Genomic DNA, 24991 nt, shown 5'->3' with positions numbered 1-24991 from the left:
TTACCCTCCAAACTGATAGTTGCTCATCAATCGGGAAGACAAACCCGATGAGAGTTGCTGGCGCAAATAGTGCAAATTGCGCTCAAGCTCCAGCAGATGACTTTGATTAATGCGCATTTTGGTTAAGCGCTGCGCCATTTTCTCGCGCACGGTTTTAAGGCTGTTTTGAAACTGTTTGTTTTCTTCTTCGGTATTCAGGCTCCCTGCGCCGGCTACCTCCACCAAATCAATCAGACCGTCGATATAGCTCACCACCATGTCGCTGGCGATGTACTCAGCCAGCGACGTGACTATCGATTCATCGAGACTGAGTGAGGCACTGTCAATCACGTAGCGCAGAATTTGGACGCGGGTGCTGCCAATCAAGGCCGTTTCCTTATCGGTTAACGCCGCATCAGTAGTGGATTTTTTAAACAGGCTTGACAACAACTTTTGGATTTGTGCTATCATGCCATGGCTGGCGGTGACTGTGATTTTGCTCTTTGTGGGCTTCAGGCATTGCGTGACATCGTCACAACGATATACCTCCGTTGTGCCCCCTTTTAAAATTGCGTCCATCACACTGTCACTTGCCCCTAGCCCTGGCAACACCGATAACTCTCCCTGATTGCCATAAATCACGGTACCGACCAGCGACATCATCAGCTCCTTCAATTCCCTGTCATTACTTATAAATTGGTTAATTTTCTCAAACGCACTCCAGGTTAAGTTACGATTGCGCGGTATGCGCTTTTTCTCTTCGTCATTGGCGTGATTAAACACCTTATTGGTTTCATTGCCCACGCCACAGCCCTGACGGGACGCTGCCCAATCGGCAAAAACGCTGTGATTACCGGCGATATCCTGACAAATATGTTGGGTGTTGGCCTGATTTTTTGGCCACAGTCCACCGATAATCCCTTGTGCCGCCTGACAGGTGGAGATATTAGTATTGTTAATATCGGTAGCCAGCTTTTGTAGATAATCCTTAACCGCCTTGACTTGCGGTAGTGCGGTTTCCAAGGCCAGGTCAAAGGCGTAACCTGCGGCATTACTTAAAATCTGTTTGGCCATCACTTTTATCTGGTCTGAGTTAATAAAGCTAAATGACCCCAGATAGGCATCAATGCCGCCACAACCGGATTTCACTTCGGGTAACGTCACCGAGATAAGCTGGATTTGCCTGACGGGGTTGCGCAGAAACAGCGACCCACCCGTGAGATAACCCGCGGCCTGTCCCTGCCACGCCGCCGCTTGGGTGACATTCCCCCCACTGCTGCTGTCGAGTTGCTGGAAAAACTTGTTTAAATCTTCATTAATACCGGATTGAGCGGAGGCACAAAAAAGCGTCAGCGCAATTAACGAGTCCCATTTTTTCATTGCAATACCCCCAGTTTTTCAGCAAGTCTAAACGATTGCTCAAGTCGGTTAACGAAGGCCGTTGCACTCAACATGCCTTGCGAAACCGGAATGGCGACCAGCGTTTGGGTGTTAACAATGAAATCCGTTGGGGTCACCTGCGGTAATTCAGGGAAAAACTCACCAATTACATCAAGCGTTACCGGTAATACATTGTTAAAGGTGCTATCACCGAGTCCGTCAAAACTGTAGACAAAAACCGGAATACCCAGTTGCTGTGCGTTGGCATTCAGGATGGGATTAAACTGCTGACAATATTGACAATCGGATTTCATAAAATGCACGATTTGCCAATGGGTGATATTAATCGCCTGTCCGTTTGATAAGCGAAAGGTCTGTGGTTTCGCTTTGGGCACTGTGCGCGGTTGCGTTGGGTTATTCCCCGCCCCTGTCTTGTGTTTTTCAAGTGCGGCGATTTTGTCAATCACGTCCGCGTTAGCGGGTATGACGAAAAGCAGTACAAAAAAAGCAAATAGTGTTTTCATCGTTAATCCCTCGGCTCAAAATCAGTGACGCGGTTTAACAGCCGTTTGGCTAAATCATCCTGACTGATAAAACCATAAGCCAGTGGATGGTAACTACCCGTGCTCGGGTCAACCAAAAAAAGCGCAGGGAAATAGCGAATTTGCATCCTGGCTGCCTGTCCTCGGTCTTTCTGGCTGTTAGGTAATTCAGGGTTGATGACACCATCGACACTGATTGGCATCACCGCCATCTGATATTGCTGGGCAAATTCCCGCACCACTTGGGCTAATTTGTTGTCCAGCGGTACCTTGCCACGATAGAAGAAAAAGACCCCATAGCGTTCATTGACGGCTTTAATGGCAGTGGCCTGGGCTTTGCGTTCGTTCGCGTAAGACAGGGTTGCGGTGGCGTTATAATGGGAATGACGGTTGTTGTAATCGAGTTCCGGTTTGAGGAGTAGCACCTTCTGCCAGGTGGCTGAAAACTGACTGGCGTTATCCGACCAGTAGTTTTGAAATGCTATCCAGCGCGCCACTTTCTCCGGCGATTTCGGGTCGAGCACCGCGGCATTACGCAATTCATCGCCCAGGGCTTTAATTTTTTGCATGGTTTCCACGGCTGACAGCGTTTTTTGCGGTGATGACGGTGCTTCCGGCGTTTCCTGTTGCGGTACCGGTTCGTTATACCAATGCCAACCGACCGCAGGGGAATAGTGATAGCCATCGTCCGGTTTGGCGGTAACCACCGCCGATAACAGCAAGCCACTTAACAGAACGCGTTTCATGATTTGCGCCCCTGTAACTCGTTTTTAATCTGCTGGCTGATTTTTTCAGTGAGCTTCTGACTGTCCGGTAGTTTCGTTTGGCTATTAAGTTCGTCATAGAATTCGGTGAAATCGAGCGTATCAAATTTCACCTGTTGCAACTCGTCAATGGTCATCCCACGACAATCCGGATGTTTAGCACTACCAAATCCGACGCCCAGTTGACCACCCCGACCTTGGGCTTGCACAATTTGCGCGAGCTTACTGTCAAACACACAATAACTGTGCTTTTTACGCAAACACACGCCTAACACGTCTTCAGCACAAAACTCCCCAACATCAACCACCAATCCTTTCGCTTTGGCTTTGCCAATGGCTTTTTCTTCACTGTCACAACTGGCCATCCCTATATCATGTCCCCAACCGCTGCTTTTGCAGCAATTGCTAAAACCAATGGCGGTTTTACGACACGCCATCGGTTTACCGGTAAAGGCACTGATATTCTTGCCATCCCCAATAATGTCTTTACCGGCTTTGGCGAGTGCGGCTAATTGCGATACCGCTTCACCAAAATCATTGTTTTTACCCGAGGCAATGGCGGCACATTTGCCGTCTGAGCAGTAGAACTTAGCGCCACAAAGAAAACCTTCTCCCTGCGTGGTTTGCTGGCACTGGAATTTGACCGACTCTTTAACGCATAAATTGCCGATTTTCTGTAAACACCGGCGTGTCCCTTCAATGCAATTGGGGTCTTTCTCCCAGCGGGTACAGGTATTATCATCGTTTTCTGAGACGACCCAATGCTCGGATTGCTGCCAGCAAGGCAATGTAACCGGATAACGTTTACCTTCCTTAACGACATAACGGGTTTCCCCTTTTTGGCTGCACCAGGCTTTGGTTTTGACGGCATTGGCCTTATCAACGGGGCATTTTTGCGTCCAAACGACTTTCGGGTGCCAGATTGTCTCTTTGGCTTTTACGGTAAAGCGCAAGGTTAATTTGGCAGGCTGATGAAATCGATAGGCGCCAGAGCGGCTTTTATCATTGTGTGAAAACGGAATTGGCTTGCCTTTAATAAATTTTCGGTTAGTTATCTTTAGCTCACCGCTAATAGATTCCTTTCCGCCGAGCCAATAAATAAAACTATTACCCATCCCAGAAATGCCCACGCTGTGGTAGCAACGGTAACAACCTTGATAGGTGTAAGTCACTTTTTCTATCGTGCCATCCACATCCGGCGTGATAACCGCAACAATCCGCCTCCCTTCCTTATGGAACGGTAAGTTTTGTAATTGATAAACGCGGGTGACGGTTTTGGTTTGCGTTTCACTTGTCCACTCAATACTTGCCGTGTTAGTACAGGTGCTGACTATCGTTTTTCCCCGCTCACAAACATGCGCTTTAAAGCTCGACTGGCTAATACTTTTTTTACTACAGTGCTCGGCACTGCCTGCCGTAATGCCTTCGGCATTTTCCTGTATCGTCTGGCTGTTTTTCACCATATCCGATTGCCAGTCGATTTTATCCTTCGGATTGTTGATATAGGTTTCACGGGCGAGCTTGCCTAATTCACTGTCATCTAGGGACTGATTGGCAGCATTACCTATTTTCGATGCATCTTGATAGAAATCCGCCTCATTGGGGCTAGCGGTAAAATTGGGTAATTCCTTTTGTGGCTGAAAATCCTTTAGCGCAGATTCTGTCTGCTTTTGCGTTTGTTCGGCGAGGTCATAGCCTTCTTTCGCGGCACTATCCATGTCATTGGCAAAAGCCGATATCGCAAACATAAAGAGCGGCACGGTCAGTGTTTTATTCATCACGGCACGCTCCATGCTGATGAATCTGTGTTAATCCTTCCTCCAACGCCACTGAGCCATACACAATATCAAAATCCTTACCACAGCGTTTAACCAGCGCAGGAACTTGGGTAATGCCATAATAGTCAAAGCGCAGCGGATCAACCTGGATACCCGCTACCTGATATTTTTGTATCAGATTAAGTAAGTAGCGGGCGGTTTTTTCCATACTGTTGTCAATCAGACCGTTGAAATAGACCGGAATCCCTTTTGCCTGCGCCGATTTTAATAATGGCACTAGCGTTTTTTCTGGAATACTGGAGGATAAAAAATAGGCGGTTTCTTGTGTAATACCTTCTAACGGCATGCTTTCCTCTGCCGTTGTAGTGGTTGAGGCGAGTAAAATTAATAGAGAGAATATTGGTAGTTTTCGCATCGTTATCCTCCTAAAGCACCACACAGTTGCGTTTTTTCCACACCAGATAGCCGTAATTCTTTTTGGTGTTTGGCATTTCTTTACCGGTTTGCCAGCGAATAACACTGCGACCGGTTGGATGGCACTGATTGGCATCCGGCACGGGGTTAACCATTTGATAGCGGTAACGGCTTTTCGGCATAATGACGGTCGGGTATTCCTGACATACCGCCCTGTTTTCGCCAATCGTGTCCCAAATCATGCCCTGGCGATGTAATTTGAAATTCATGCGCTCGGTGAGTAACAATGCGCTATTAATGCCACTGCTTTCCGAATAAATCGTCCCCGTAAACGGATACATTGAGCCGTGAGAACCTGCACACCAAAAGAGCGCATCGAGTGGCAAGCTGGCTTCACTGGCAATCGCATCGGCGGCACAGGCTAACTGCGCGATGCTATTGCCAAATAGCAGCGCCTCTGGATTAGTAAAGAGTGCCAGATTGTCGTCCATCCACATCGGGTCAAGTTCGGAGAGATAGCCAATGTCATATTCACCCCCTTGCATGCATCCGATGGTGGTTAAGATATTAAGCCAGCTAATCAAGGGATATTTGTACCAGTGCACGTGGTACATGCCGCCTGGATTTTCATTCGCGCCTTTGGTGCCTTTTCCCATGCCAATTTGTCCTATCGGAATGGTGAAACCGCCCATATTGACCATACACATCGGTGAGCGCGTCACATCGGTCATGGCAAACGGCTCCCAGAAGCCTATCGCAAGGCCAATACGTTGAAATAACGGCGGTGGTGCAGGGCATAGCTGAATCGGTGAGGAGGGATTACGCGTGTCCGGTAATTCACTGCTATTTAAACTGATATTGCCGAGACTGATTGGGAACAGACAACGCCAGCAGATATCGGTAATGGGATTGACCCAGCGACCCTCACACAATGACGCTTTTGCCGATAACATCGGATTAAATAGCAAAAAAGCGAGCAATAGTTGCAAGAGGCGCATTTTCATTATTCTCCTCGCTTCGCTTTTTCAACAGCAGCTAATAACGTCTTTTCATCCACCACCCCTGTTAATATTGTCGTATTTTCTGCAGCAGGATTAGTAAAATTAACAACAATAAAAGCAGGGAGCTTTTTGATATTTAACTGGTTAGCATAATGAGCCGTTACAAGTGACATAACATCGCTATCAATGGCAACATTAGTTAATTCAGTTTCAATATCTGTAAAAGGATATTTGGATTTTTCTATTGCTTGCTGAACATTCCCACTTTTAAATAATTCAGTAAAATATTTTAAAAATGCCTTGGGACATTTACTCCATACCATCAATTCTGCTTGCGCAGCCAAAACAGATTGATCTGATTTATCGGGTAGATTTTTAAAAACAAACCGGATATCAGGGTGTGTTTTAATCAGATTTAAAATCGTCGGCACCATCTTTGCACAAGACTTACAATGATAGTTATATAGAGCAATAACCCCTACCCGAGACTTTGCATTTAAAACGGGGGTGAATTTCCCAGTGTACATTTCGTAAGCTTCGACCATTCTTTTAATATTTTGTGAAGATAATGATGTTTCAGCCAGTGCAAACATTGGCAGCAAAAATGCACCCAGCAGTAATCCGATAATGAGATGTCTTTTCATGATTTCTTTTTCTCTATTTTGCGTGTTTTGGCGCTTCATTGTACCGCCACCTCAGTTATGCGTAATAATGATTGATTCGACATTTCATCCACTACGCTAGGTAATTTCTCAATACCAAACCTGCTAACCAAAACGCCACCCTGGTCAAAGTAGATACGCTGATTTAAGGTCTCCGCCGTTGTTTTTATATTTCCGTTCACCAAAATGATTTTATGGATGGCGGTAGCAGGTTTTTGCGCGGCAACCCAGGCAAGTTGTTTTTCGTCATCGCCATCGATGAAATAGAGCGTTTCATTAAAGGGGGTAATATCAAATGGATTCACCTTCTGCCCTTTGCGCGCAAAAACGATGCCGTTGTGGTCACGAATATCTTTGGTGACCGTGAAACTGGGGTCAAACGTCCGTGTGGTATTTTTTAGCGCTTTGGTAAGCCTCTGTACAGGTTCAGGTCGCTCGGCATTTTTTGTTACCCGTTCACGCCATTCCTGCTGAATTTTCTCCTCATTGCCTAAAAAGGCACTCTCCACCTGCCCTTCAATTACCGTCAGCAGGTTTTGTTCGGCTATCTCCCACACATCGCCAAACGTGCCGATTTCAGTGGTTAGACTTACCGCACTAAAGCTCATCAGAATACCGATACAAGGCAGCCACTTATTCATGGTTTTTCATCGCCTCAGCAATTTGTTGCTGGATATCAGCCGTTTTATCCACTGCCCCTGCCATCACCGCACCACTGACTAATATCAACGTGTTACCTTTCGCGTTTTTTTCTAAAACGGTCTTTAGGGTGTTGTTATATTTCGCAATGAGTTGGTCTTTTTGCGCCTCCGTTAAGTCCAGTTTGCTGACTTGCACTAAAAAGCGATCAGTGGTCTTTTTCATATCAAAGGTGATAATGTTCGTCGGTGGAAAAAACCAGTGTTGTACGGAAATAATCAGCAGCGCACTTAACAAGCTCCCCGTGATAAAATTGATGATGGCGGTCTTTTTCATGCTTTAGGCCTTTTTGACGGGCTTTTTTAGTGCGGGCAGGTTATCCATTACGCCTAATAGGGCAAGTAAACCTGAAGACACTAACGCCGCCTGACCTAAAGAAAGAAAAAATATCAGCGGTGAGGGCAGATTGACGTTAACGGCGAACAGCTGAATTTGACTGACATCCAGTCCGAGATTGCGAACAGTGAATCCCACCATCAGCAAAATTATCGCTGACCAATACAGCATTTCTACCATCCACTTTAAATAGGCGTTTGGCTTTAACACGGTGTTGACCCAACGAGGTTGGGTTGTTTTTTGACTGAAATATTCAACGATTGCCAAACCCAAACAAAAAATCCCTAAAATCCAGAGTGTCTGGGTCATCCCCCAAAAAAGCGCCAGGATTTCAAGGTTAGGGTTTTGTTTTATTAGTTGGGTGACAGCGTTGAACAATATCCCGCCTGCCCCTACCCCAAGGGTATAAAAACAAGACACCAACAGAATGAAAAACGAAGCGAAAGTGAACGTGATTGTTTTCTTTATTGCATGCGTTTTTGTTAATCCTGTGAGTAATGCCACTATTTTTTGCATTTGTTTTCTCCAAAAAAAAGTTAATTGCAAGGGCTTCATTTTCTGTATCTTTACAATCCCACTCCATGAGGCAAGTAAGAAATTACCTCAAGCTGATTTAAGGCTTTACTTGCTTTAATTTCGCCAATAACGCAGGGTCTTTCTTTTGCGCCATTTCAAAAATAATGTCATTGATGTTTGCGCCTTCCTTTAGGCGTTTTTCCCGATAGGTGAAGTCATCACCTCGGGAGGAAAAGAGTTCATTACTTAACGGGTCGAGCATTAATCGATGAAAGCTGCTGTAACCGCCAACGCTTAAATGCACGGCACTAAATCCGGCACGGCTGGCAGGGGGGAACTTTTGAATTAATGCCCATTCCATCTCGTTAAAGGTGGAAGGTTCTTCTTTTTGAAAGGAGTTAAAGGATTTTGCATCCTGCATCAGTGTGAATTTAAAACTGCTGTTGTCATAAGCGGCCAGTGCTGCCGTACTTAAATTTTTATCGCGGATGCTTTGTGTTACAGTGCCAAAGGAGCCATTATGCCGACGGGCAGTACGGTAACCTTCTTCGATGAAATCGCGGACTTTAGGGCTTTTGGCATCCAGTAGTTTCCAACCTTCATCAATAATGTTCATCTTGCGTAAACTCCGTGGCGTGTTGTACATCAGGTTCTCTGCCCAGAGCATGAGCGTAAATAACACCGCCATGAGCAAATCACGATTGGCTTTTAAGCCACCGAGTTCGGTGACCACAAAGCGCATATCGGGCTTTAAGGTCGGCTCGCTGCTGTTAAAATATTTGCCATATATCCCTTTGGTGGTGTATTTGTTTAGCAGTACCAGAATTTCATCAATGCGACCGGTGATACGGCTAGCTTCCTGGATTTTACCGCGATGTTTTTTTAGATAATTAACGACATCATCGATACGCATATCCTGTTTTTTGTTCGGCCAGGATTCAGTGATGGCTTCGAGTATCAATGATTCATGCACTTCATCCATCAATCCATTGGGACTGGCCAGAATGCACAACTGGTCACGAATGCGCTCAGCGCTCAAGGTGATATCGGTAATGTTGGCAAACGGATTAAAGCGCAAGGTTTCTCCGTTAATGTAGGTGCCACCCACACTCTGGCAAAACGCCTTGTAACTATCACCAATATCAAAAATGGACAAATACCCGCCACTGTCTAATACCTGCCTGGCAATCGTTTGTGCCAACACCGATTTCCCTGCGCCTGAGGTGCCCGATTCAAACCAGTTAAAGTTAGTATTCGGCAAACTTGCGTCAAAAATATCGAGAAACGCCAGTTGATGGCGGTAACTCGGGAACACTATCCCCGCCTGACTGAGTTTGTTATCGGCGATAATCGGCATGAGATTGACCGCCTGAAAAGATTCTGCCCGTTGAATGGCACCCGTTTTCAAGAAGTCTTTCCAGAGCTTCGGATTATCACCTACCGCGAAAGGCAAATGACCCAGGAAGTTTCGCATCTGCATTAAATCCGCTCTCACCATATTAAGCCCCTGCATCGAAAAGGCTTTTTTGGTGCGTTCAGCTTCTTTAGCCGCTTCCTCTTCATCATCACGACAAAAGAGCGTGACGCCAAAATAATAACCGGACAGTGACGTCGCGGTAGAGAGCAACCCTTCGCGCAAACTTTTCCATTCGGCGTGCTGGCGTTTGGTTGAGGGAATATATTTGGCGTAGGAGGAGACGACCTTTTGCTCCAAACTCAAGAAATTCTTATTGGCTTCGGCCTGACTACGAGACTGGTCTTCGGTTTGTATGATAAAACTCATCACAAACGGGCAACGGATGCCGTTTTGCGGATTGAGTAAATTAGAAATGATGTTGCCGTTTTGCCAGAGATAGTGCTCTCTGGGATTACTGTCGAGATTAAAATGAATGGCACGGGTCGAAAACGGGTTATCTTCTTCATTGCGACCGGTAATTTCCACATACCCAGGCTTAAACCAGTAGCAGGTGTTGTTCTGCACAATCTGCTGATTAATGTCTTTGTCTTCTATCCATTCTGATGAGTACGGTTTTAATCTTTCTGTGTCGGGGTTAGTCATTTCGCGCATCATCTGCAAAAAGCGGGTGATTGACGCATTTTCGGCATGAATATCCGAGGCATTGAGTGCACTTAACAGGTTACGGCGGATTTCACGCACTTTAATGATTTCACTTTCCGTTATCCGCTTCCATGGCTGGCAGAACGCAAAAAACAGATGGTAATCTCTCAGCGTCAACGGCAGATTTTGCGGATTGGTAAATTGATTACGCGCCGCGTCAAGATAAAATCCCTGCGTAATTTGATTGCATTCGTCGGCACGATTGCCCTGCCAGCTAAAATCACGCAATCCGGTGGTTAATTTCTCGTACACCGTTTGATTGGACAGTAAAATCACCTGCAGCGGAATATCGCGCGGCAGATTGTTTTTCACCAGCTCTTCGAGTGATTCCACCAGTTTTTCATTGGCACCGATTAAGGGTTGCGCTTCCAGTAAAAAACCTAATGAGTTCTCGTTAATAAAAAGCTGATGGGCGCTGTCATAATCCCTGTAGGGCAATAGGTCGCGTAAATGCGGATAATCCATCGCCTCGAGCTTTTTCGCCGTTTCACGGGTGGTGTCTTTTTCCATCAAGGCGTTACCCACCAGTTCAATGATTTTAAGTGGATTGACGTGTTTTAACATCAAATCGTCTCCACATTTGCCCAGGTGGCCGGGGTGGTAACGAAATAAACCACTTCGCCGGTATGGACGACCTCATCCGGTGACACATAAGGCGCTATCCAGGCACGCGTAATGCGTTCCGATTGTCGAGAGGGGGTGCGGGTTTCAGACAGACAAGGACTTGCCGGACACGCAGCACTGGATTGTACGGGGGCGTTATTCGTTAGCCAGCGTGATGTAGGCGATTTGACCGTCGTCGAGCGCGGATAGTTTGCACTTATCGCGCGCTCAGTTAAAAATGTCACCGGTGTTTGTAGATTGCTTAACTGAATTAAGCGGTAAGCCGATAGCGTAAATCCTTTAGCGGACTTGACCACCTCCCCTTTATGTTGGGCGACTGAATAACTGGCAGTATCCGTCATCTCATCGGCTTCACTCATCCAGTAACCCGAGTCTTTAGCAGGTTTACCAAATTCAAACTCACTATTCATGCCGGCGCAACCTGAGAGCAACACAACACTACTGATAAGCCATATACGATAACTCAGCATGATGTTGATTCCTTTCTGTTAAATTTTTTTTGATAAATCGCGACCGTCTGACGCAACAGACAAATGATTAGCGTGATGGCGACGGACAGAAGAAAAACAGGTGTCAGTAGGTCAATAACTTTATCGAACGTTAAGTAAATCGCTTCGGGTTCAAACGGATAGCTTATTGCCAAATTTCCGCTTAACGCAAAAGCGACCGTGAGCCAAACAAACGTTATGGGAAAATAAAGACTGACATTCATTATTAGTTGTAAGCCATGCATTGTTATTTTTTTAACGATTGACGCATTTTGTTTAATCGGCAACATCGCGGTGTTTTTTGTACTCACCCCATTAAGGAGTGGACGTTTGATAATGGATTTCTGCGCTAACGTATTCATCACATTATTCCTCTTTGATTGATTTCACCTGGGTTAATTTCGACGAAAAAGACCGATGGCAAGCCGCAAAAGACAAAGTATCAGTGTGATACAAAGCGACAAGCGAAAAACCGGTTCAAGCAATTGCCATCCCGCATCCATTACCTGGCTCACTTCGCTAAATTTAACGTCCTCATTGATTGATAAAGACCCAACATAAAAAAACATCATCGTTAACCAGAAAAAGATAACCGGTAAGTAAAAAAAGCCTTTTTTAACCTGTTGTAACGTGTGTTCAACGCACTGATTAATGGCGACGAGGATGTTTGTTGCGAATCGATTCATGGCTTCACGCCTCCGTTATTTGACGGTGGTTTTGTGGGTGTGACAAAATCGGATAAATCCATTGAGGCCGCACTGCCCAACTGGTTAAGCAGTTCCGGTGGCAGGTTGGTTTTTACGCTATTGCTGACGTTTTTCGCCAGTTGAGTGGGCGATTCGCTGGCCTTTTTCGCTGCCAGGTCTTCAATAAATTCCGCCTTAAACCCTTTTTGGAAAACCACTTCGACGCGATTGGCTGCCCCAATCGGGATAACTGGATGATACTGCTCAGCGCGTTCAATGTAATAATCTGCCAGTTTATTGGCTGCCGTAGATGCCCCACTTCCTAGCGCTTGTCTGGCGACTTCCTGAGTAGTGGCCTGATGGGTTGCGCCCATGCCGACGGTGGTGTTACCAATTTGCGAGAAGGCGTTACCCAACCCCCCTAATGCACCCGCACCAAAAGCCAGTCCCAGCATGGCACCATTTCGCATCACCGGTATCCCTTTAATCCCGTTTTTGCCATAAAATCCCACATGCCCTTCAACCACCTGGTCAATGTGTTTGTTGTTGATGACACACGACAGTCGCTCGAGTCTCACTTCTGCCCGTTCGCTGGAAATTTCTCCCCAGGCCGATGCAGTGACAAAACAGTGGGTTAATTTATCCAGCTTTTGATTGCCAGGCAGATGGGCAAGTCCGGTTAATTTAAACTGCATGGCCACTTTTTTGGTTTCGCCTTTCACTGACGCGTTGGCATCCGCACCTTCCAGCACGATGGCGGTTGAAAACGTCCCCGAGGGGACATAAAAACCGGATGAGGCCGTGTTTTCTTTTTTCGGATAACTAAAACGGGTACTTTCAAGTAGGGGTCCCCTCAGAAAACGGAAAAAATTGTACGCTAAGACCCGTTGAATCGACGTAATGCCCTGAATTTACTCGCTCCTACTTTAGAACTATTTTTCCAGACGTAATCCCCTGTCAAATTAATATGCTCCCATCCAAGAGGAGATAAATATTTTAGGTGTTCCTCCTCTACAAATTGTCCATGAGCACGTAATGAGTTGATCGCTCTCTCCAAGTAAACCGTATTCCACAATACGATGGCGGCAGTCACTAGATTAAGGCCGCTAGCCCGATAACGTTGCTGTTCAAAGCCCCGATCACGAATTTCACCTAATCGATTAAAAAACACTGCGCGAGATAATGCGTTACGAGCTTCTCCCTTATTCAATCCTGCCTGAACCCGACGGCGTAATTCAACACTTTGCAACCAATCCAGAATGAAAAGAGTTCGTTCAATACGACCCAACTCTCGCAAAGCGAAAGCCAACCCATTCTGACGCGGATAATTTCCTAATTTTCGTAACATCAGTGAAGCCGTAACTGTTCCTTGTTTGATTGACGTAGCCAATCGGAGAATTTCATCCCAGTGGACGCGTATCTGTTTTATATTCAATTTATCATTACTTATTAATGCATTAAGTGCACTATAGGCGTTATTACCCTTTGGAATAAATAATTTAGTGTCACCCAAATCACGAATACGGGGTGCAAAACGAAATCCCAGTAGATGCATCAGACCAAATACATGATCAGTGAAACCGGCTGTATCGGTGTAATGCTCATCAATTCGCAAATCTGATTCGTGGTACAATAGGCCATCCAGCACGTAAGTTGAATCGCGGATACCCACGTTGACAACCTTTGCACTAAAAGGCGCGTATTGGTCGGAGATATGGGTGTAAAAAGTACGCCCTGGACTGCTTCCATACTTCGGATTGATATGTCCTGTGCTTTCTGCTTTGCTGCCTGTTCTGAAGTTTTGTCCATCCGAAGATGATGTCTTTCCATCACCCCAGTTACCAGCAAAGGGTTGACGAAATTGCGCGTTTACCAGTTCTGCCAACGCTGCACTGTAAGTGTCATCCCTGATATGCCAGGCTTGCAGCCAGGACAGTTTTGCGTAGGTTGTACCTGGGCAGGATTCGGCCATTTTTGTCAGACCCAGGTTAATTGCATCAGCTAGGATCGTCGTCATCAACAAATTTTTGTCCTTACTCATATCACCCGTCTTCAAGTGTGTAAAATGACGTGTGAAGCCAGTCCATTCATCGACCTCCATCAACAATTCGGTGATCTTGATATGTGGCAACAGTATGGCTGACTGGTCAATCAGAGTTTGTGCTGCATCCGGCACTGCAGCCTCCAGAGGTGTAATTTTCAAGCCAGAATCTGTAATGATGGCGTCTGGTAGGCTATGGGTGGCTGCCAGATGGTTGACTCTTGCCAACTGTGTTTCCAGCAATTCCAGCCGGTCACGTAGATACTGGTCGCAATCATGGGTCACTGCCAACGGTAATTCACTGGAAATTTTTAGGGTGGCGAATTTCTGGACCGATACTAAGTATTCGTCGAAATCCTTGAATTGACGAGACCCTTGTACCCACATGTCGCCTGAGCGAAGCGCGTTTTTTAACTCCGATAGAGCACATAATTCATAGTAACGTCGGTCAATACCTCCATCGCTCAAGACTAGCTTGGCCCACCGCGGCTTGATAAATTCGATAGGTGTATCCAGTGGCATTTTGCGAATGTTATTAGTGTTCATGCAACGTAGCACATTAATGGCATTGAGTAGACTTTTGGCTACCGGAGCTGCCCTTAGTTTGAGCACAGTAATAAATTCTGGTGCATAACGGCGTAGCATGGAATAACACTCGCCTATGTGATTCAGGAAGTCGAAATCAGCGGGTCCCGCCAATGTTTGTGCCTCTGTAACGCTGGCGGCGAAGGTGTCCCATGACATGATGGTCTCAATGGCGGCAAACGGATCACCACCGCTTTGCTTAGCTTCAATCAGCACTTGACCAATACGCCCATACATTCGCACCTTATCATTGATCGCTTTACCAGAGGCTTGGAACTGTTGCTGATGCTTGTTCTTGGCTGCATTGAACAGCTTACCAATAATGCGATCATGCAGGTCGATGATTTCATCAGTGACTGTGGCTATCCCCTCAATAGCCAGGGCCACCAATGTGGCATAACGCCGCTGCGACTGAAATTTTGCCAAATCAGAAGGTGTCATCTGACCCCCTTCTCGGGCTATCTTGAGTAAACGATTTTGGTGGATCTGCCGCTCAATACCGTCTGGGAGATCAATCGCCTGCCAGAACTTTAGGCGTTCAATATGCTCAAGCATATGACGTGAGTTTGGTTTGATAGGTGATTGACGTAACCAAGTCAACCACGTTATTTTACTCCCTTCCTTAAGCTCTAGAAGGTTGTCAAGGCGCTGGCGATGACTGTTTTTGAGAGAGCCAGTCAATGCTTCGTAAATGTGCCGATTGGCGCGGGTGATAGCTTCAGCACATAGGCGATCGATAACGTCGACGGTTGGAATAATAATATGCCTGTGACGTAACGTATCAAGCATACTATTAGCCAGCACAATGCCCTTATCTGTCTGTAAGGCCAGCTCAGTCGTAGCCTGTAAAACCTGTCGGTAGTGTGTCAACCCGAAGGCCTCCATACCCAGATAAGCGCGCAACTCCAACATGTGCTCTCGGCGTGTAGTTCCCCGCTCAGCATACTGAGACCAGCAGGCCGTATTGATACCTAACTGGCTTCCGACCCATGCTAACAGCGATGTAGAAATAACAGTATCGGTCAATAGACCTTGACCAGGAAACCGCAGCAAACATAACTGGATAGCCATACCCAGTCGGTTGGTATCACCGCGTCGTTGTAGAATAAATGACAGATCAGCTTCAGTGAGTGTGTAATACCGGATCAATTCATCATCGGTATTAGGTTACACCATCAGGTTTTTCCGCTCGGTAGCGGACAACGTTGAACGGCGTGGCATATGCCTCCTTGTTCTTAAAAATGGTCGTTTTTGAGAATTGAATTTATCATTTTTTGCATGACGGATTATCTGGGCTTAGCGATTCTCGAAATCAATTATTGAAACTCTATTCTTAATTCCCTATGCTCTCAATGAGTTTTGATAAAAAATCAGCAGGCAGGTGAGAAAAAAATGGAAAACAAATTGCGGTTTGAAGTACAGGGAGATTTAGGCTGTTTCGTTTACCCTGATGAAAGGTTTGCTCCTTTGCTGGATGAGTTCGAGCATCTGCTTGGTACGCATCAGTCTGGCGAGTTGAATGATAAGCGTTATATTGCCGAACTGAATCGTTTTATCAGGCTGGAGCCAGATCTTATTGATCTTCATGCGCACCTGTCATTTATCTTCCTGGAGCAGGATAAGCCCAAAAAAGCACTGGATGCCGCTCTGGTCGGACTGGCAGCAGGTAACCGCCTTATCCCTGAGAGTTTTTCAGGTGCTATTGAATGGGGATATGTAGATAATCGCCCATACCTTCGCGCTCTGCAGGGGGCGATGCTGGCGTATGTACGCTTACGACGTCATAAAGATGCTGCCACGCTTATTGATAAAATGCTGGCTTATAACCCTAATGACAATCAGGGAGTCGCTATCTGCTGGGCTCGGAAGTACTGCGCGCCGGCGACAAAGAACGGGCGGCCAATATTTTTGATGAGCACGCAGATAATTATCCTCCTTACTGCTATGAGCAGGCCCTTCTTTATATCCTCAATAAAGACTGGGTCAAAGCAGCAACAGCACTTCGACACGGATTCAGCGCGAACAGTTACATCGCTGAAATACTTTCCGGTAACTTCCACCCGCAGCCATTAGCAATATGGCATGGGAGTAATTTAGCGAAACCAGAGATGGCGGCTGACTATATCGAAATGTATGGTGAGCTGTGGTTCCGTCATCCTGAAGCGCTGGCATTTGTCCGCTGGTTATTTAACCATTCCAGTATTATGACCGAACGGGCCTCCCTGATGAAATGTTCTGAAGACCTTTTCAGTGAAGGAGATTTTGATGCCCGTGGGCGTATTATTGACCGTCAGCGGCAGTTGCTGAGTGGAATTGATCATCGGCTTTCAGCGGAGGTCGTTAAGAAGATGAAAAACAGACGAGGGCAGGAAATCTGGCCATGGATGTACACTTTGGGATGTTCTGCCGTATGATGATTGGCTATGCGCGAGTTTCCAGACAAGATCAGAATCTTGATTTACAAATTGAAGCCCTGACCAGAGCAGGGTGCGAAAAAATTTATGAAGATAAAATCAATGGTGTACGAACTGAACGCCCAGGGTTAACCAGAACACTGGAAATGCTTCGAGAGGGCGATACGCTGGTTGTATGGAAACTCGATCGTCTGGGTCGTAGCGTAAAACAGCTTGTTGATATCGCTGGAGAGCTGCACAAACAGGGCATTCAGTTCAAAAGTCTCACGGATGCTATTGATACCGGAACACCGTCGGGGCGTTTTTTCTTCCATGTTATGGCTAGCCTTGCAGAAATGGAGCGAGAGTTGATAATCGAACGTACGCGGGCAGGTCTTGATTCAGCAAAGGAATTCGGGCGTAAAGGTGGGAGAAAACCAAAAATGACCAGCAGTAAAATTGAATCGGCTAAAAAATTATTAGCCAGCGGTATTCCTCCCAGAGACGTAGCTAAAGATCTCGGTGTTTCTGTTCCAACGTTGTACCGTTGGTTGCCGGCATCAAGACATTCTTAGACCATATTCAGGAAATTACGGTTTAAATGCGCCACAAAGAGTAAAACTGGAAGTCTCAGTTCAAATGCACGCACTAGTCGATGAGGCACTGTTGCAGTACGTTTCGCATACCTCTGGCGTAGCAGCGCTAACATCGGCCTGGGAAAATACAGATCGCTACGTCCACTTCAAACAGCTTAACGTACAATTTTTTCCGTTTTCTGAGGGGACCCCAAGTATCCCTTTCGGTGGCAGAATAGCGATTTGAGAGGAATAACCTGTTTGACTTGCCCCTGGTGTTGGACGGCTTTCCATCGCTTTTTTATTACTCTGTATTTCAGCCTGAAGCTGACCCACATTGGCCTTCAACTGGCTATTTTCATTTTTAACCGCATCAAAATCGCGCTTGATGCCCTGAATTTCCTTTAATAGCCCCGCCATTGCCTGGCGGTTTTCTCTTTCGCTTAACTGGGCATCGGTGACCACATTGCCTTGCACCTTGTTATCAAAGGTATTGGTAATCGAACCGGTTAAATCCGGCTCCTGAGCGGTGGAATTACCTGACTGTGCGGTGCTATCAGTGGCGGTTAGTTCAACGCCGGAGGCTTGCTTGTTTATCCACCAAAGCAGTGTAAAAATCGTCACCACTGCTACTCCAATTGCACCAAATAACATCTTTTGATTTTTGCGGATAAAATGATTGATGTTCATTCCGGTTTCTCCTTAATCAGAAGAAACAGCGTGACCTGCTCATGCGGTCGTAAGGTGTTAACGGTCGGATTAAACGCAATGACTATCGTTTGCGGAACCCAGAAGACCCGCTCATTTAACTGAATGGGTTGGGTTGTTTTATTCTCAATATTCACACGTAATAGCCGAAATTGTTTACCCTGAAAACTGACGCTGTCCCGAAAGCGAAAGTTGTTTAACGCAGCGTCTTGCCAATTGACGTTGACACGACCATTTTTAACAAAACCCGTTGGGATGTTGTCGTTCATCGCTGCCGTGAAAGTCCGTGTGATAAACTGACTGTAAGAATCGCTTGTTTTTCCCCACTCCTCGGCACTCGCGTCAGATTTCGCCTCGGTATTCATTACACTTATATTGATGCCCTGGGATTTTTTAATCGGTATCGCATTGACCGTAAAACCAAAGCCCTTTTCGGTTTCAATGTAAAGCGAAAACGGCATCGTTTCCTCGGTGGTAAAAATCAATGCCCCACTGTCAGTGGCTTTTTTATCGGCGAGCTTGCCGGCTGCGCTATTGGCTTCCACTATCCGGTCGTTCATCACCGCAATCACATTGGGTTCACGATTACTCACCATTAGGCGCACCACGCTGTGAGGTGTAACGGTCAGGGTTTCTGCCCAACCCGATGTGGAAATCAAAATAAAACTTAAGCAAAAAAGCAGTTTTTTCATACCGGCAACTCCACAAAATCCGTCAGTTTCAATGCCCCGTCACGCGTCTCGAGGCGCAAGCGATAGTGCTTCTCGACCGGCTCCACGGCTTTAATGCCGTAGAAAAAGTGCAATTCGCCGGTAATGTCCACCACGCCGGTATCAGCGCTCACTTTGACTGCCTTCAGATAGAAGGTAGAGCTGGCTTCATTGATATTCATCCGCTGACGCTCTTCGGCTAACACGGCAATCAGTTTTTCGCGTAAATGTGCATCACTATAGGCCAGCAACAAATCATGACTGTCTTTGATGGTTTGCGCAGAGACGTTAAGACGCAGATTCAGTAGACTTAAGGCCATCAGGCGAAGATAACGTGCATCACCGCGCGTGCCGTAAAAACTAAAACCTTCATGGTCAACCATGGGGGTCACAATCGTTTGATGATTATTGAGAAGCTGGATAGTCAACTCCCTGTTTTGCATCAGCAGTCGGTAGCAAACACCTAAACTTAACACCGTTATCACCACACAGGTCACGACCCCGATGGCCAGTTGTTTTTGTGATGATTTTCGCAGTTGATAATCCATGTAGTCGCCTCACGCTATCCAGTACCGTTTGAAACTCTCGGGTAAAACAGTGATAAAAAAACGCATAATGGAAGTCGGTAAACACCAGTACGCCAGCCCCAACAGATAACTTGACCCTTTGCCCTGCTTAAGTCTGCGAAGCCCGACAAAGGCGACGGCTAATGCGGGGGCAAATATCCACGTATTGACGAAAATCGCACAACCAATAAGCGGCAAGTAAACCACCACCTCATCCATCGTCAGGCCACAAAAACGCCGCTGATGGGTGAGCGTGGTCGGAAACTGATAGCGAGAGGCGGCATTCATTTAAATCAAACCGAAGACCACGTTAACAAATACAATCACCGCAGCAATCCCGCCAAACACCGCCAGATTTTTGGTTTTTACATAAGCAAAAATCGCGGCAAGGATTTCCAGTACGTACAAAATCCAGACAACGGTGGAACCTTTACCGAAGGTGCTTTTCACTACATCCTTGCCGCCACTGAATAAATCCCCTGTTGTCGGTGGATCCGCATAAACCTGCATAGCAGGAATAAACATTAACAATCCAAAAAACATCAGAGTGAATAACGATTGTTGTTGCTTTAAAACCTTAAAGATGGCTACCGCACCCGCAGTGAAAGGGTTTTTTAGGCATGAAGTGACCTTGCCGTTCATTTAAGTCTCCTTAAAACGGTTAATGATTAAATTGAGTAAAAACTTAGCGTTGTGCTGTGCTAACCCTTAGTAAGGGTTGGAATTTAGGTAATTAAAAATTAACAGTGGTTAATTTTAATGTTAATTAATTTCTCCTTTTTAGATTTTTTAAAAGTGAAAATTTTATTTACTTTAAGGTATACCCTAAATTTAGGTATTAAAAGTGCTAAAAATTACGTGGAAATTTTTTAAATTTGTGCTATGGCGACGAGGGGTAATGTTTGTGATTTTTTATAAAAAAACTAAATTATGAAGATATATTTTACGCATTAATCAATAGCAAACAGGATGACATTAATATGGAATTTATACTGAGTGATACCGAAAATGATAAAGAAGAAAACACCATAATAAATAACCTATGGAAACATAATTCACAATTTACGCCTGTTGATATTCATCCTCTAAGAGTGATTTTTCAAGATAACAATCAGATTCAGGGTGGATTAATTGCTAGAACATGGTGGGGAGGTCTTGACATCCAATACTTATGGATAACTGAAAATTACAGAAAAAAGAATATTGGCAAAAAATTAATGCAGATGGCAGAAGATGAAGCGATAAAAAGAAAATGTCACATGGCTTATGTTGATACTTTCGATTTCCAAGCCGTTAATTTTTATAAAAAGCTCGGATACGAAGAATATGGTCACCTGTCCCAGTTCGCTCATCGTCATACCCGATATTATTTATCTAAACAACTAGGGATCTGAGCTATGAATAATAATGCCTATATTGATAGCAACAATAATATTATTGCTCATGCGATTATGATGATAGAACATCTCAACGAACCGTGGGGAATTAAGGATAAAAATTCACACCATGTCTACATGAACAAGGCGGCGCTAAAATTCACAAACACCCCTCAACACTTTGCTTTCGAAGGGAAAAAAGATAGTGAATTTCCTACCCAATGGAGTGAACTGGCAGATGACTTTGTTCAGCATGATAATTTAACCGCAAATACTAATCGAAGTGTCAGAGTAATAGAAACACATTATTGGAATGGCAATAAATGTTTAACCCCTTATATTAGCGAGAAAATTCCGCTTTTAAATTCTCAAAGAGAATCCTTAGGTATTTTATGGAATGCAAAAGAACTCATTTATATCAACCCATTAATTAACATAAATAAAAGAAATCCGACGGTAGTTACAACAGAAATAAAAAACACCCCATTCAACAAAAAAGAATTAAATGTTATTTTTCTTGTACTCCAAAATTTATCTTATAAAGAAATTGCCAATATATTAAATATTGCCCCTCGTACTGTCGAGAGTCGGTTAAAAATCATCTTCAAAAAAACAGATGTGCATTCCCTTTATCAATTAAAAGGCTATTGCAGTCATATAGGCTTGGATAACTATGTGCCTGATTCTTTTTTATGTAAAGGACTTCATTTTATCACAAAATAAAATGGTTATGTGCGGGATAAATACTGCTATTTATAACAAGGTAAACTTATCATATGAACCTAATAGATAACTATCCGACAAGTCGTGTTCCCACTAATATAAGTTTATCATTCCTTAGTGTCACCTTAGTGCATGCGGGCATGTTAACCGCTTTAGATCAATTCATGCTAGGCGCAGTATTAGGTCATTCAATGACTATAGCTGATGCCTTTCTAGCCATTTTTATCAGCAGTATTATTTTTGGGGTGGTAACTTTTGGATTAGGCTTTGCGGGTATGAAAGAGGGGTTATCCAGTAGTCTCCTCACCAGATGGTGTGGTTTTGGACAAATAGGTTCAATCCTTGTTAGTTTGGTGATAGCTATTAGTTTGATAGGCTGGTTTGGCGTGCAAAATGCCGTCTTTGCGAAAGGACTTAATTTTGCATTAGGCGATAAGTTAGGGGTTGAATGGTCAGCAACATTTTCTGGATTATTTTTGACCGTCCTGGTTGCTTTTGGCTTTAAAGCCTTACGATTTACGGCGTGGATTGCCGTCCCGTTCTTTATCATCGTTATTGTCTTCATTTCTGTGAGAATTCTTGATAATCACAATACCATTGAATTAATTAATTCAATTCCTACTGGCGAACCAATGACACTCCCTTCCGCCATTACATTAATTATGGGCGGTTGTATTGTAGCCAGTCTTATTACACCCGATATGAGTCGATATTCAAAAAACAGTCGGCAAGTATTTCTTATGACGATGGTATCCATTATTCTGGGTGAATTTCTGGTTAATGGCCTTGCTATATTATTAGCCAGGGCATTAAATACCGCAGATGTTGTCACTATTATGACCGAGACAGCAGGAGGGATTGGATTGCTGGTTGTTATCTTTTCTACTCTACGTGTCAATGATATTAATCTTTACTCATCATCATTGAGTATTGCTAATTCAATTTCTGTGCTAACGGGCAAAAAGGTCAATTATACGTTAATCACCTTAACAATAGGTATCATTGGAACAACGCTTTCTGTTTTAGGGATTTTGGAAAGATTTGTGGATTTTTTAACGCTGCTTGGTGTGGTCTTTCCCCCTATAGTCGGCGTGATGCTAACTGATTATTTTATTGTCAAAACTCACAGAAATATTCTCAAAGAAACACAACAATATGAAAAAATCCCCGAAAATAAAGACACACCATTTATAGGTTGGTATGCCCTTTTTGCCTGTATAACAGCAAGCTACATTGGATTAACAATAGAAACAGGCGTTCCTACTGTTAATTCCTTGCTTACTGCCAGTGTTATTTATGTTTTACTAAACTTCATCAAAATCCCTTTTTTCATGAAAAAAATAAAAAGCTAATCTTAATAATGGGAGAAATAGTCGCATTTGTGCCACCGCTCTCAATGAGCTAGTCGAGCCTAATTCCAAACGGTGCTGAGCTTCAATCAAAGAAGCTTGGACACTTCGAATAGAGACATGACGGATATCAGCTATATTGGCAATAGGAATACCAATTGCAAAGAGAAAAATATTTTCTTGTTGAGTTTGCGTAAATTCAGGAAACAACTGAGAAAATTGTTTTAGTTCGTCAGAATAAAAAACACTCATGCGATCCCTCCCATTTCTACAAATCCACGTCCCTTATGTATAAATTCAGACGGAATATATCGTTCAAATCCTTGGGATTTGCAAAATGCCCTTAGCTGACAAGCAGAATGCACATCGGCTTTTTCATAGATAATATTTAAATGATGATCAGTTGTTCTCGTTCCGATATTTAACCGTCTGGCGATTTCCTTGCTATTCAAGCGATGCAACGCTAAAAACAGAACTTCCCTCTCTTTATCAGTGAACAGCTTGTTTGGCTTTTCTGTAGTCACGGCATAAGGCGGTATGCCATCGACATACTCCAAGGGTGATAAAAACAGGAACTCGTGGGCGTGGAAGAAAGTGCCTAGGTAGCCATTTTCTCTACAAAAAAGCGGTAAGAAATGAAATTGCCAAACGGTAGGTAATTTCTTGAAATTAGCGAGTAGATTGCACATCAACGAAAAAGGCACTCTTTCAGCGTGAACTTTCTCTATCAACGTTTTCATTTCGACAGAAAAAATCATCGAAGAAAGCAAATCTGACATTGTCATATTCATTTCCAGCTCACCTTCACAATCAACAAAACCAGAAGGTACACCGCTACTCAAAAAGAATTTAATCATCTCGGATTTCATACCGCACCTCCGATACTACGAAGGTACTCGCGCTGACGATTGGTAAGATATTTTGATGTGTGAGCAAAGCTCAAAAGCTGCTCGATTGATATGCCGCACGCTTTCATTATGCGTGCAATATGCGTACTATTTCGCATAGCTCAACTCCTAGCGTTATTAGGGTTTGGGTTAGCTCTGTACGAGTGTAATCAGCACTCATACAGAGCGTTATTTAACCTTCAAATGCTTTCATTTTTCTTAACTACTTTCTTAACGACCACTTTATTCGTACAATCAATTTCGCAATGCCAATCAGTGACATAAGATAACTCTAAAAGAGCCTTTTTTAATTTCTGCTTAAATGTTTTTAATTCACTGACTTCACTACCACATAGTATTTTTATTGTTTCTACCTTAATTGGGAATGATTTAGCATGACTGCTATAAAAACTATACAACCACTGTGTTAGTGGTTTACCTTTTAGTTTTAACCGCAATGTTTTGGTAATTCCAGTCCATCCAACATCACCAAAACAATCAACAATCCTAGGATTCAAAATAAGACAATTTTCACTTGTTTCTTCATCACGAAAATGTTCAGATATCAAACTACCTGAATAAGTATATTTTCCATCTGATATCTCTATATCATTAAATTTTAAACGAAAAAAAACAGATTTAAGCCATTCATGTGCAGATTTTCCAGTATTACGATTTATAGATTTTAGAAATTCATATGAAGAAAACTTAACTATATTTCCCAATGGGATTTGCTGACAACGTTGTAAACATTCCAGCCAAACATCCAAATCTGCTTGATCTAATTGCTCTCCTGAGTATCTAACGGTATAACCGTTTAATGTAGACTTTAATACTCTCTTCTCTATTTTTCTCTTGCCTTTAGCAACTAAACCAAACAAAGCGCTCCTGAGAATAGTGTTAGGAACTGGAATTCTATTTGTTCTAGTGACTGGCAAGTAAACATTATCTTTAAGAGGAATTTTAATGGGATTATTTTTTTCAGAACAGTTATCTTTTTTTTCTGATATTTTATTTGCAATAAAATCAACTCTATCCCATATATTTTTCATTAAATAGCTCCTTGTTGTTTTTCTTTACAAGGAAGCGC

General features: G+C 44.1%; 27 protein-coding genes and 2 pseudogenes. 5 read left to right on the top strand and 24 right to left on the bottom strand.

Features of this window, described 5'->3' with window-relative positions; translation table 11 throughout:
• From WH390_RS15460 to WH390_RS15385, 16 genes and pseudogenes are all read right to left on the bottom strand, one after another.
• Window positions 1–1359: a conjugal transfer protein TraH gene (locus WH390_RS15460; protein ID WP_032116550.1), complete on the bottom strand. Its 1359-nt coding sequence runs from the start codon at window positions 1357–1359 to the stop codon at window positions 1–3.
• Window positions 1356–1883: a conjugal transfer protein TraF gene (traF, locus tag WH390_RS15455; RefSeq protein ID WP_052044984.1), complete on the bottom strand. Its 528-nt coding sequence runs from the start codon at window positions 1881–1883 to the stop codon at window positions 1356–1358. Before traF (WH390_RS15455) ends, WH390_RS15460 begins: the two co-directional genes overlap by 4 nt.
• A 2-nt stretch (window positions 1884–1885) precedes the next feature.
• Window positions 1886–2647, bottom strand: coding sequence for a type-F conjugative transfer system pilin assembly protein TraF (gene traF / locus WH390_RS15450; protein WP_032116551.1), 762 nt, complete (start codon window positions 2645–2647; stop codon window positions 1886–1888).
• Window positions 2644–4443 carry a type-F conjugative transfer system mating-pair stabilization protein TraN gene (gene traN, locus WH390_RS15445; protein ID WP_052044986.1) on the bottom strand — a complete coding sequence of 600 codons (1800 nt, stop codon included), beginning with the start codon at window positions 4441–4443 and terminating at the stop codon, window positions 2644–2646. Before traN ends, traF (WH390_RS15450) begins: the two co-directional genes overlap by 4 nt.
• Window positions 4436–4858 carry a type-F conjugative transfer system pilin assembly protein TrbC gene (gene trbC, locus WH390_RS15440; RefSeq protein WP_052044988.1) on the bottom strand — a complete coding sequence of 141 codons (423 nt, stop codon included), beginning with the start codon at window positions 4856–4858 and terminating at the stop codon, window positions 4436–4438. The genes traN and trbC overlap by 8 nt, the downstream gene beginning before the upstream one ends.
• A 10-nt stretch (window positions 4859–4868) precedes the next feature.
• On the bottom strand, window positions 4869–5855 hold the full coding sequence (traU, locus tag WH390_RS15435) for a conjugal transfer pilus assembly protein TraU (protein WP_395971595.1): 987 nt from the start codon (window positions 5853–5855) through the stop codon (window positions 4869–4871).
• A gap of 5 nt (window positions 5856–5860) precedes the next feature.
• Window positions 5861–6541 carry a thioredoxin domain-containing protein gene (locus WH390_RS15430; RefSeq protein ID WP_032116554.1) on the bottom strand — a complete coding sequence of 227 codons (681 nt, stop codon included), beginning with the start codon at window positions 6539–6541 and terminating at the stop codon, window positions 5861–5863.
• Complete coding sequence (traW, locus tag WH390_RS15425; RefSeq protein WP_395971300.1) at window positions 6538–7161, bottom strand: type-F conjugative transfer system protein TraW; 624 nt, start codon at window positions 7159–7161, stop codon at window positions 6538–6540. The genes WH390_RS15430 and traW overlap by 4 nt, the downstream gene beginning before the upstream one ends.
• Complete coding sequence (locus tag WH390_RS15420; protein ID WP_052044991.1) at window positions 7154–7495, bottom strand: TrbI F-type domain-containing protein; 342 nt, start codon at window positions 7493–7495, stop codon at window positions 7154–7156. The genes traW and WH390_RS15420 overlap by 8 nt, the downstream gene beginning before the upstream one ends.
• Window positions 7496–7498: 3 nt before the next feature.
• Window positions 7499–8071, bottom strand: coding sequence for a hypothetical protein (locus WH390_RS15415; RefSeq protein ID WP_032116555.1), 573 nt, complete (start codon window positions 8069–8071; stop codon window positions 7499–7501).
• Window positions 8072–8168: 97 nt separating this feature from the next.
• A complete protein-coding gene (traC, locus tag WH390_RS15410) occupies window positions 8169–10754 on the bottom strand; it encodes a type IV secretion system protein TraC (protein ID WP_032116556.1) in 2586 nt (861 codons plus the stop codon).
• Window positions 10754–11284: a type IV conjugative transfer system lipoprotein TraV gene (traV, locus tag WH390_RS15405; protein WP_032116557.1), complete on the bottom strand. Its 531-nt coding sequence runs from the start codon at window positions 11282–11284 to the stop codon at window positions 10754–10756. The genes traC and traV overlap by 1 nt, the downstream gene beginning before the upstream one ends.
• The gene (locus tag WH390_RS15400) at window positions 11278–11664 is read right to left on the bottom strand and encodes a hypothetical protein (RefSeq protein WP_032116558.1); all 387 of its coding nucleotides are present in this window, start codon (window positions 11662–11664) and stop codon (window positions 11278–11280) included. The genes traV and WH390_RS15400 overlap by 7 nt, the downstream gene beginning before the upstream one ends.
• Before the next feature lie 33 nt (window positions 11665–11697).
• Entirely contained in the window at window positions 11698–11988 is a 291-nt protein-coding gene (locus WH390_RS15395; RefSeq protein WP_032116559.1) for a hypothetical protein, read from the bottom strand.
• On the bottom strand, window positions 11985–12740 hold the full coding sequence (locus tag WH390_RS15390; protein WP_395971292.1) for a TrbI/VirB10 family protein: 756 nt from the start codon (window positions 12738–12740) through the stop codon (window positions 11985–11987). Before WH390_RS15390 ends, WH390_RS15395 begins: the two co-directional genes overlap by 4 nt.
• Window positions 12741–12865: 125 nt before the next feature.
• A pseudogene (locus WH390_RS15385) lies at window positions 12866–15835 on the bottom strand (Tn3 family transposase).
• Between the two features lie 171 nt (window positions 15836–16006).
• Between WH390_RS15385 and WH390_RS15380 the strand changes: the two are divergent.
• Window positions 16007–17028 (top strand): annotated as a pseudogene (locus WH390_RS15380) (tetratricopeptide repeat protein).
• Window positions 17025–17582 carry a recombinase family protein gene (locus WH390_RS15375; RefSeq protein WP_032116350.1) on the top strand — a complete coding sequence of 186 codons (558 nt, stop codon included), beginning with the start codon at window positions 17025–17027 and terminating at the stop codon, window positions 17580–17582. Before WH390_RS15380 ends, WH390_RS15375 begins: the two are co-directional and overlap by 4 nt.
• Window positions 17583–17738: 156 nt before the next feature.
• Here WH390_RS15375 and WH390_RS15370 read toward each other — a convergent pair whose 3' ends face one another.
• The 5 genes from WH390_RS15370 to WH390_RS15350 are packed head-to-tail and all read right to left on the bottom strand — an operon-like array spanning window position 17739 to window position 20208.
• Window positions 17739–18272, bottom strand: a complete 534-nt coding sequence (locus WH390_RS15370; protein WP_395971289.1) for a hypothetical protein — start codon at window positions 18270–18272, stop codon at window positions 17739–17741.
• Complete coding sequence (locus WH390_RS15365) at window positions 18269–18949, bottom strand: type-F conjugative transfer system secretin TraK (protein ID WP_406850736.1); 681 nt, start codon at window positions 18947–18949, stop codon at window positions 18269–18271. The genes WH390_RS15370 and WH390_RS15365 overlap by 4 nt, the downstream gene beginning before the upstream one ends.
• 29 nt (window positions 18950–18978) lie before the next feature.
• Window positions 18979–19548 carry a type IV conjugative transfer system protein TraE gene (gene traE, locus WH390_RS15360; protein WP_395971286.1) on the bottom strand — a complete coding sequence of 190 codons (570 nt, stop codon included), beginning with the start codon at window positions 19546–19548 and terminating at the stop codon, window positions 18979–18981.
• Window positions 19549–19557: 9 nt separating this feature from the next.
• Window positions 19558–19854 (bottom strand): type IV conjugative transfer system protein TraL, encoded by a 297-nt coding sequence (gene traL / locus WH390_RS15355; RefSeq protein WP_395971284.1) that lies wholly within the window; start codon window positions 19852–19854, stop codon window positions 19558–19560.
• On the bottom strand, window positions 19855–20208 hold the full coding sequence (locus WH390_RS15350; protein WP_290604123.1) for a type IV conjugative transfer system pilin TraA: 354 nt from the start codon (window positions 20206–20208) through the stop codon (window positions 19855–19857). It abuts the gene before it with no gap.
• Window positions 20209–20546: 338 nt separating this feature from the next.
• Here WH390_RS15350 and WH390_RS15345 point away from each other — a divergent pair, with 338 nt between their 5' ends.
• The 3 genes from WH390_RS15345 to WH390_RS15335 are packed head-to-tail and all read left to right on the top strand — an operon-like array spanning window position 20547 to window position 23017.
• Complete coding sequence (locus WH390_RS15345) at window positions 20547–20960, top strand: N-acetyltransferase (RefSeq protein WP_290604125.1); 414 nt, start codon at window positions 20547–20549, stop codon at window positions 20958–20960.
• 3 nt (window positions 20961–20963) lie between these two features.
• Window positions 20964–21665, top strand: a complete 702-nt coding sequence (locus WH390_RS15340) for a PAS and helix-turn-helix domain-containing protein (protein ID WP_290604126.1) — start codon at window positions 20964–20966, stop codon at window positions 21663–21665.
• A gap of 53 nt (window positions 21666–21718) precedes the next feature.
• Complete coding sequence (locus WH390_RS15335) at window positions 21719–23017, top strand: cytosine permease (protein ID WP_395971281.1); 1299 nt, start codon at window positions 21719–21721, stop codon at window positions 23015–23017.
• On the opposite strand, the gene WH390_RS15330 is transcribed toward WH390_RS15335, so the two are convergent.
• From WH390_RS15330 to trfA, 3 genes are all read right to left on the bottom strand, one after another.
• Window positions 22970–23266 carry a hypothetical protein gene (locus tag WH390_RS15330; RefSeq protein WP_395971279.1) on the bottom strand — a complete coding sequence of 99 codons (297 nt, stop codon included), beginning with the start codon at window positions 23264–23266 and terminating at the stop codon, window positions 22970–22972. The two genes, WH390_RS15335 and WH390_RS15330, sit on opposite strands and share 48 nt — an antisense overlap.
• Window positions 23263–23856, bottom strand: coding sequence for a helix-turn-helix transcriptional regulator (locus WH390_RS15325; RefSeq protein WP_406850735.1), 594 nt, complete (start codon window positions 23854–23856; stop codon window positions 23263–23265). The genes WH390_RS15330 and WH390_RS15325 overlap by 4 nt, the downstream gene beginning before the upstream one ends.
• 245 nt (window positions 23857–24101) lie before the next feature.
• Window positions 24102–24953, bottom strand: coding sequence for a plasmid replication initiator TrfA (trfA, locus tag WH390_RS15320; protein WP_395971275.1), 852 nt, complete (start codon window positions 24951–24953; stop codon window positions 24102–24104).
• Window positions 24954–24991 lie beyond the last annotated feature (38 nt).

The sequence above is a fragment of the Candidatus Arsenophonus nilaparvatae genome, from assembly GCF_045346035.1.
In the GTDB taxonomy this organism is placed as follows: domain Bacteria; phylum Pseudomonadota; class Gammaproteobacteria; order Enterobacterales; family Enterobacteriaceae; genus Arsenophonus; species Arsenophonus nilaparvatae.
The sequence above is the reverse complement of the archived record's forward strand: the minus strand, read 5'-3'. Positions and strand labels throughout refer to the sequence as shown.

Excerpts from the sequence above, each read along its gene's own strand:
- WH390_RS15400 (WP_032116558.1), bottom strand. The coding sequence starts at position 11,664 with ATGAATACGTTAGCGCAGAAATCCATTATCAAACGTCCACTCCTTAAT.
- traC (WP_032116556.1), bottom strand. The coding sequence starts at position 10,754 with ATGTTAAAACACGTCAATCCACTTAAAATCATTGAACTGGTGGGTAAC.
- WH390_RS15370 (WP_395971289.1), bottom strand. The coding sequence starts at position 18,272 with ATGAACATCAATCATTTTATCCGCAAAAATCAAAAGATGTTATTTGGT.
- traW (WP_395971300.1), bottom strand. The coding sequence starts at position 7,161 with ATGAATAAGTGGCTGCCTTGTATCGGTATTCTGATGAGCTTTAGTGCG.
- WH390_RS15340 (WP_290604126.1), top strand. The coding sequence starts at position 20,964 with ATGAATAATAATGCCTATATTGATAGCAACAATAATATTATTGCTCAT.
- traL (WP_395971284.1), bottom strand. The coding sequence starts at position 19,854 with ATGAATGCCGCCTCTCGCTATCAGTTTCCGACCACGCTCACCCATCAG.
- traE (WP_395971286.1), bottom strand. The coding sequence starts at position 19,548 with ATGGATTATCAACTGCGAAAATCATCACAAAAACAACTGGCCATCGGG.
- WH390_RS15420 (WP_052044991.1), bottom strand. The coding sequence starts at position 7,495 with ATGAAAAAGACCGCCATCATCAATTTTATCACGGGGAGCTTGTTAAGT.
- traN (WP_052044986.1), bottom strand. The coding sequence starts at position 4,443 with ATGAATAAAACACTGACCGTGCCGCTCTTTATGTTTGCGATATCGGCT.
- WH390_RS15460 (WP_032116550.1), bottom strand. The coding sequence starts at position 1,359 with ATGAAAAAATGGGACTCGTTAATTGCGCTGACGCTTTTTTGTGCCTCC.
- WH390_RS15330 (WP_395971279.1), bottom strand. The coding sequence starts at position 23,266 with ATGAGTGTTTTTTATTCTGACGAACTAAAACAATTTTCTCAGTTGTTT.
- WH390_RS15430 (WP_032116554.1), bottom strand. The coding sequence starts at position 6,541 with ATGAAGCGCCAAAACACGCAAAATAGAGAAAAAGAAATCATGAAAAGA.
- trbC (WP_052044988.1), bottom strand. The coding sequence starts at position 4,858 with ATGCGAAAACTACCAATATTCTCTCTATTAATTTTACTCGCCTCAACC.
- traF (WP_052044984.1), bottom strand. The coding sequence starts at position 1,883 with ATGAAAACACTATTTGCTTTTTTTGTACTGCTTTTCGTCATACCCGCT.
- WH390_RS15335 (WP_395971281.1), top strand. The coding sequence starts at position 21,719 with ATGAACCTAATAGATAACTATCCGACAAGTCGTGTTCCCACTAATATA.
- trfA (WP_395971275.1), bottom strand. The coding sequence starts at position 24,953 with ATGAAAAATATATGGGATAGAGTTGATTTTATTGCAAATAAAATATCA.
- WH390_RS15345 (WP_290604125.1), top strand. The coding sequence starts at position 20,547 with ATGGAATTTATACTGAGTGATACCGAAAATGATAAAGAAGAAAACACC.
- traU (WP_395971595.1), bottom strand. The coding sequence starts at position 5,855 with ATGCGCCTCTTGCAACTATTGCTCGCTTTTTTGCTATTTAATCCGATG.
- WH390_RS15350 (WP_290604123.1), bottom strand. The coding sequence starts at position 20,208 with ATGAACGGCAAGGTCACTTCATGCCTAAAAAACCCTTTCACTGCGGGT.
- traV (WP_032116557.1), bottom strand. The coding sequence starts at position 11,284 with ATGCTGAGTTATCGTATATGGCTTATCAGTAGTGTTGTGTTGCTCTCA.
- traF (WP_032116551.1), bottom strand. The coding sequence starts at position 2,647 with ATGAAACGCGTTCTGTTAAGTGGCTTGCTGTTATCGGCGGTGGTTACC.
- WH390_RS15395 (WP_032116559.1), bottom strand. The coding sequence starts at position 11,988 with ATGAATCGATTCGCAACAAACATCCTCGTCGCCATTAATCAGTGCGTT.
- WH390_RS15415 (WP_032116555.1), bottom strand. The coding sequence starts at position 8,071 with ATGCAAAAAATAGTGGCATTACTCACAGGATTAACAAAAACGCATGCA.
- WH390_RS15375 (WP_032116350.1), top strand. The coding sequence starts at position 17,025 with ATGATGATTGGCTATGCGCGAGTTTCCAGACAAGATCAGAATCTTGAT.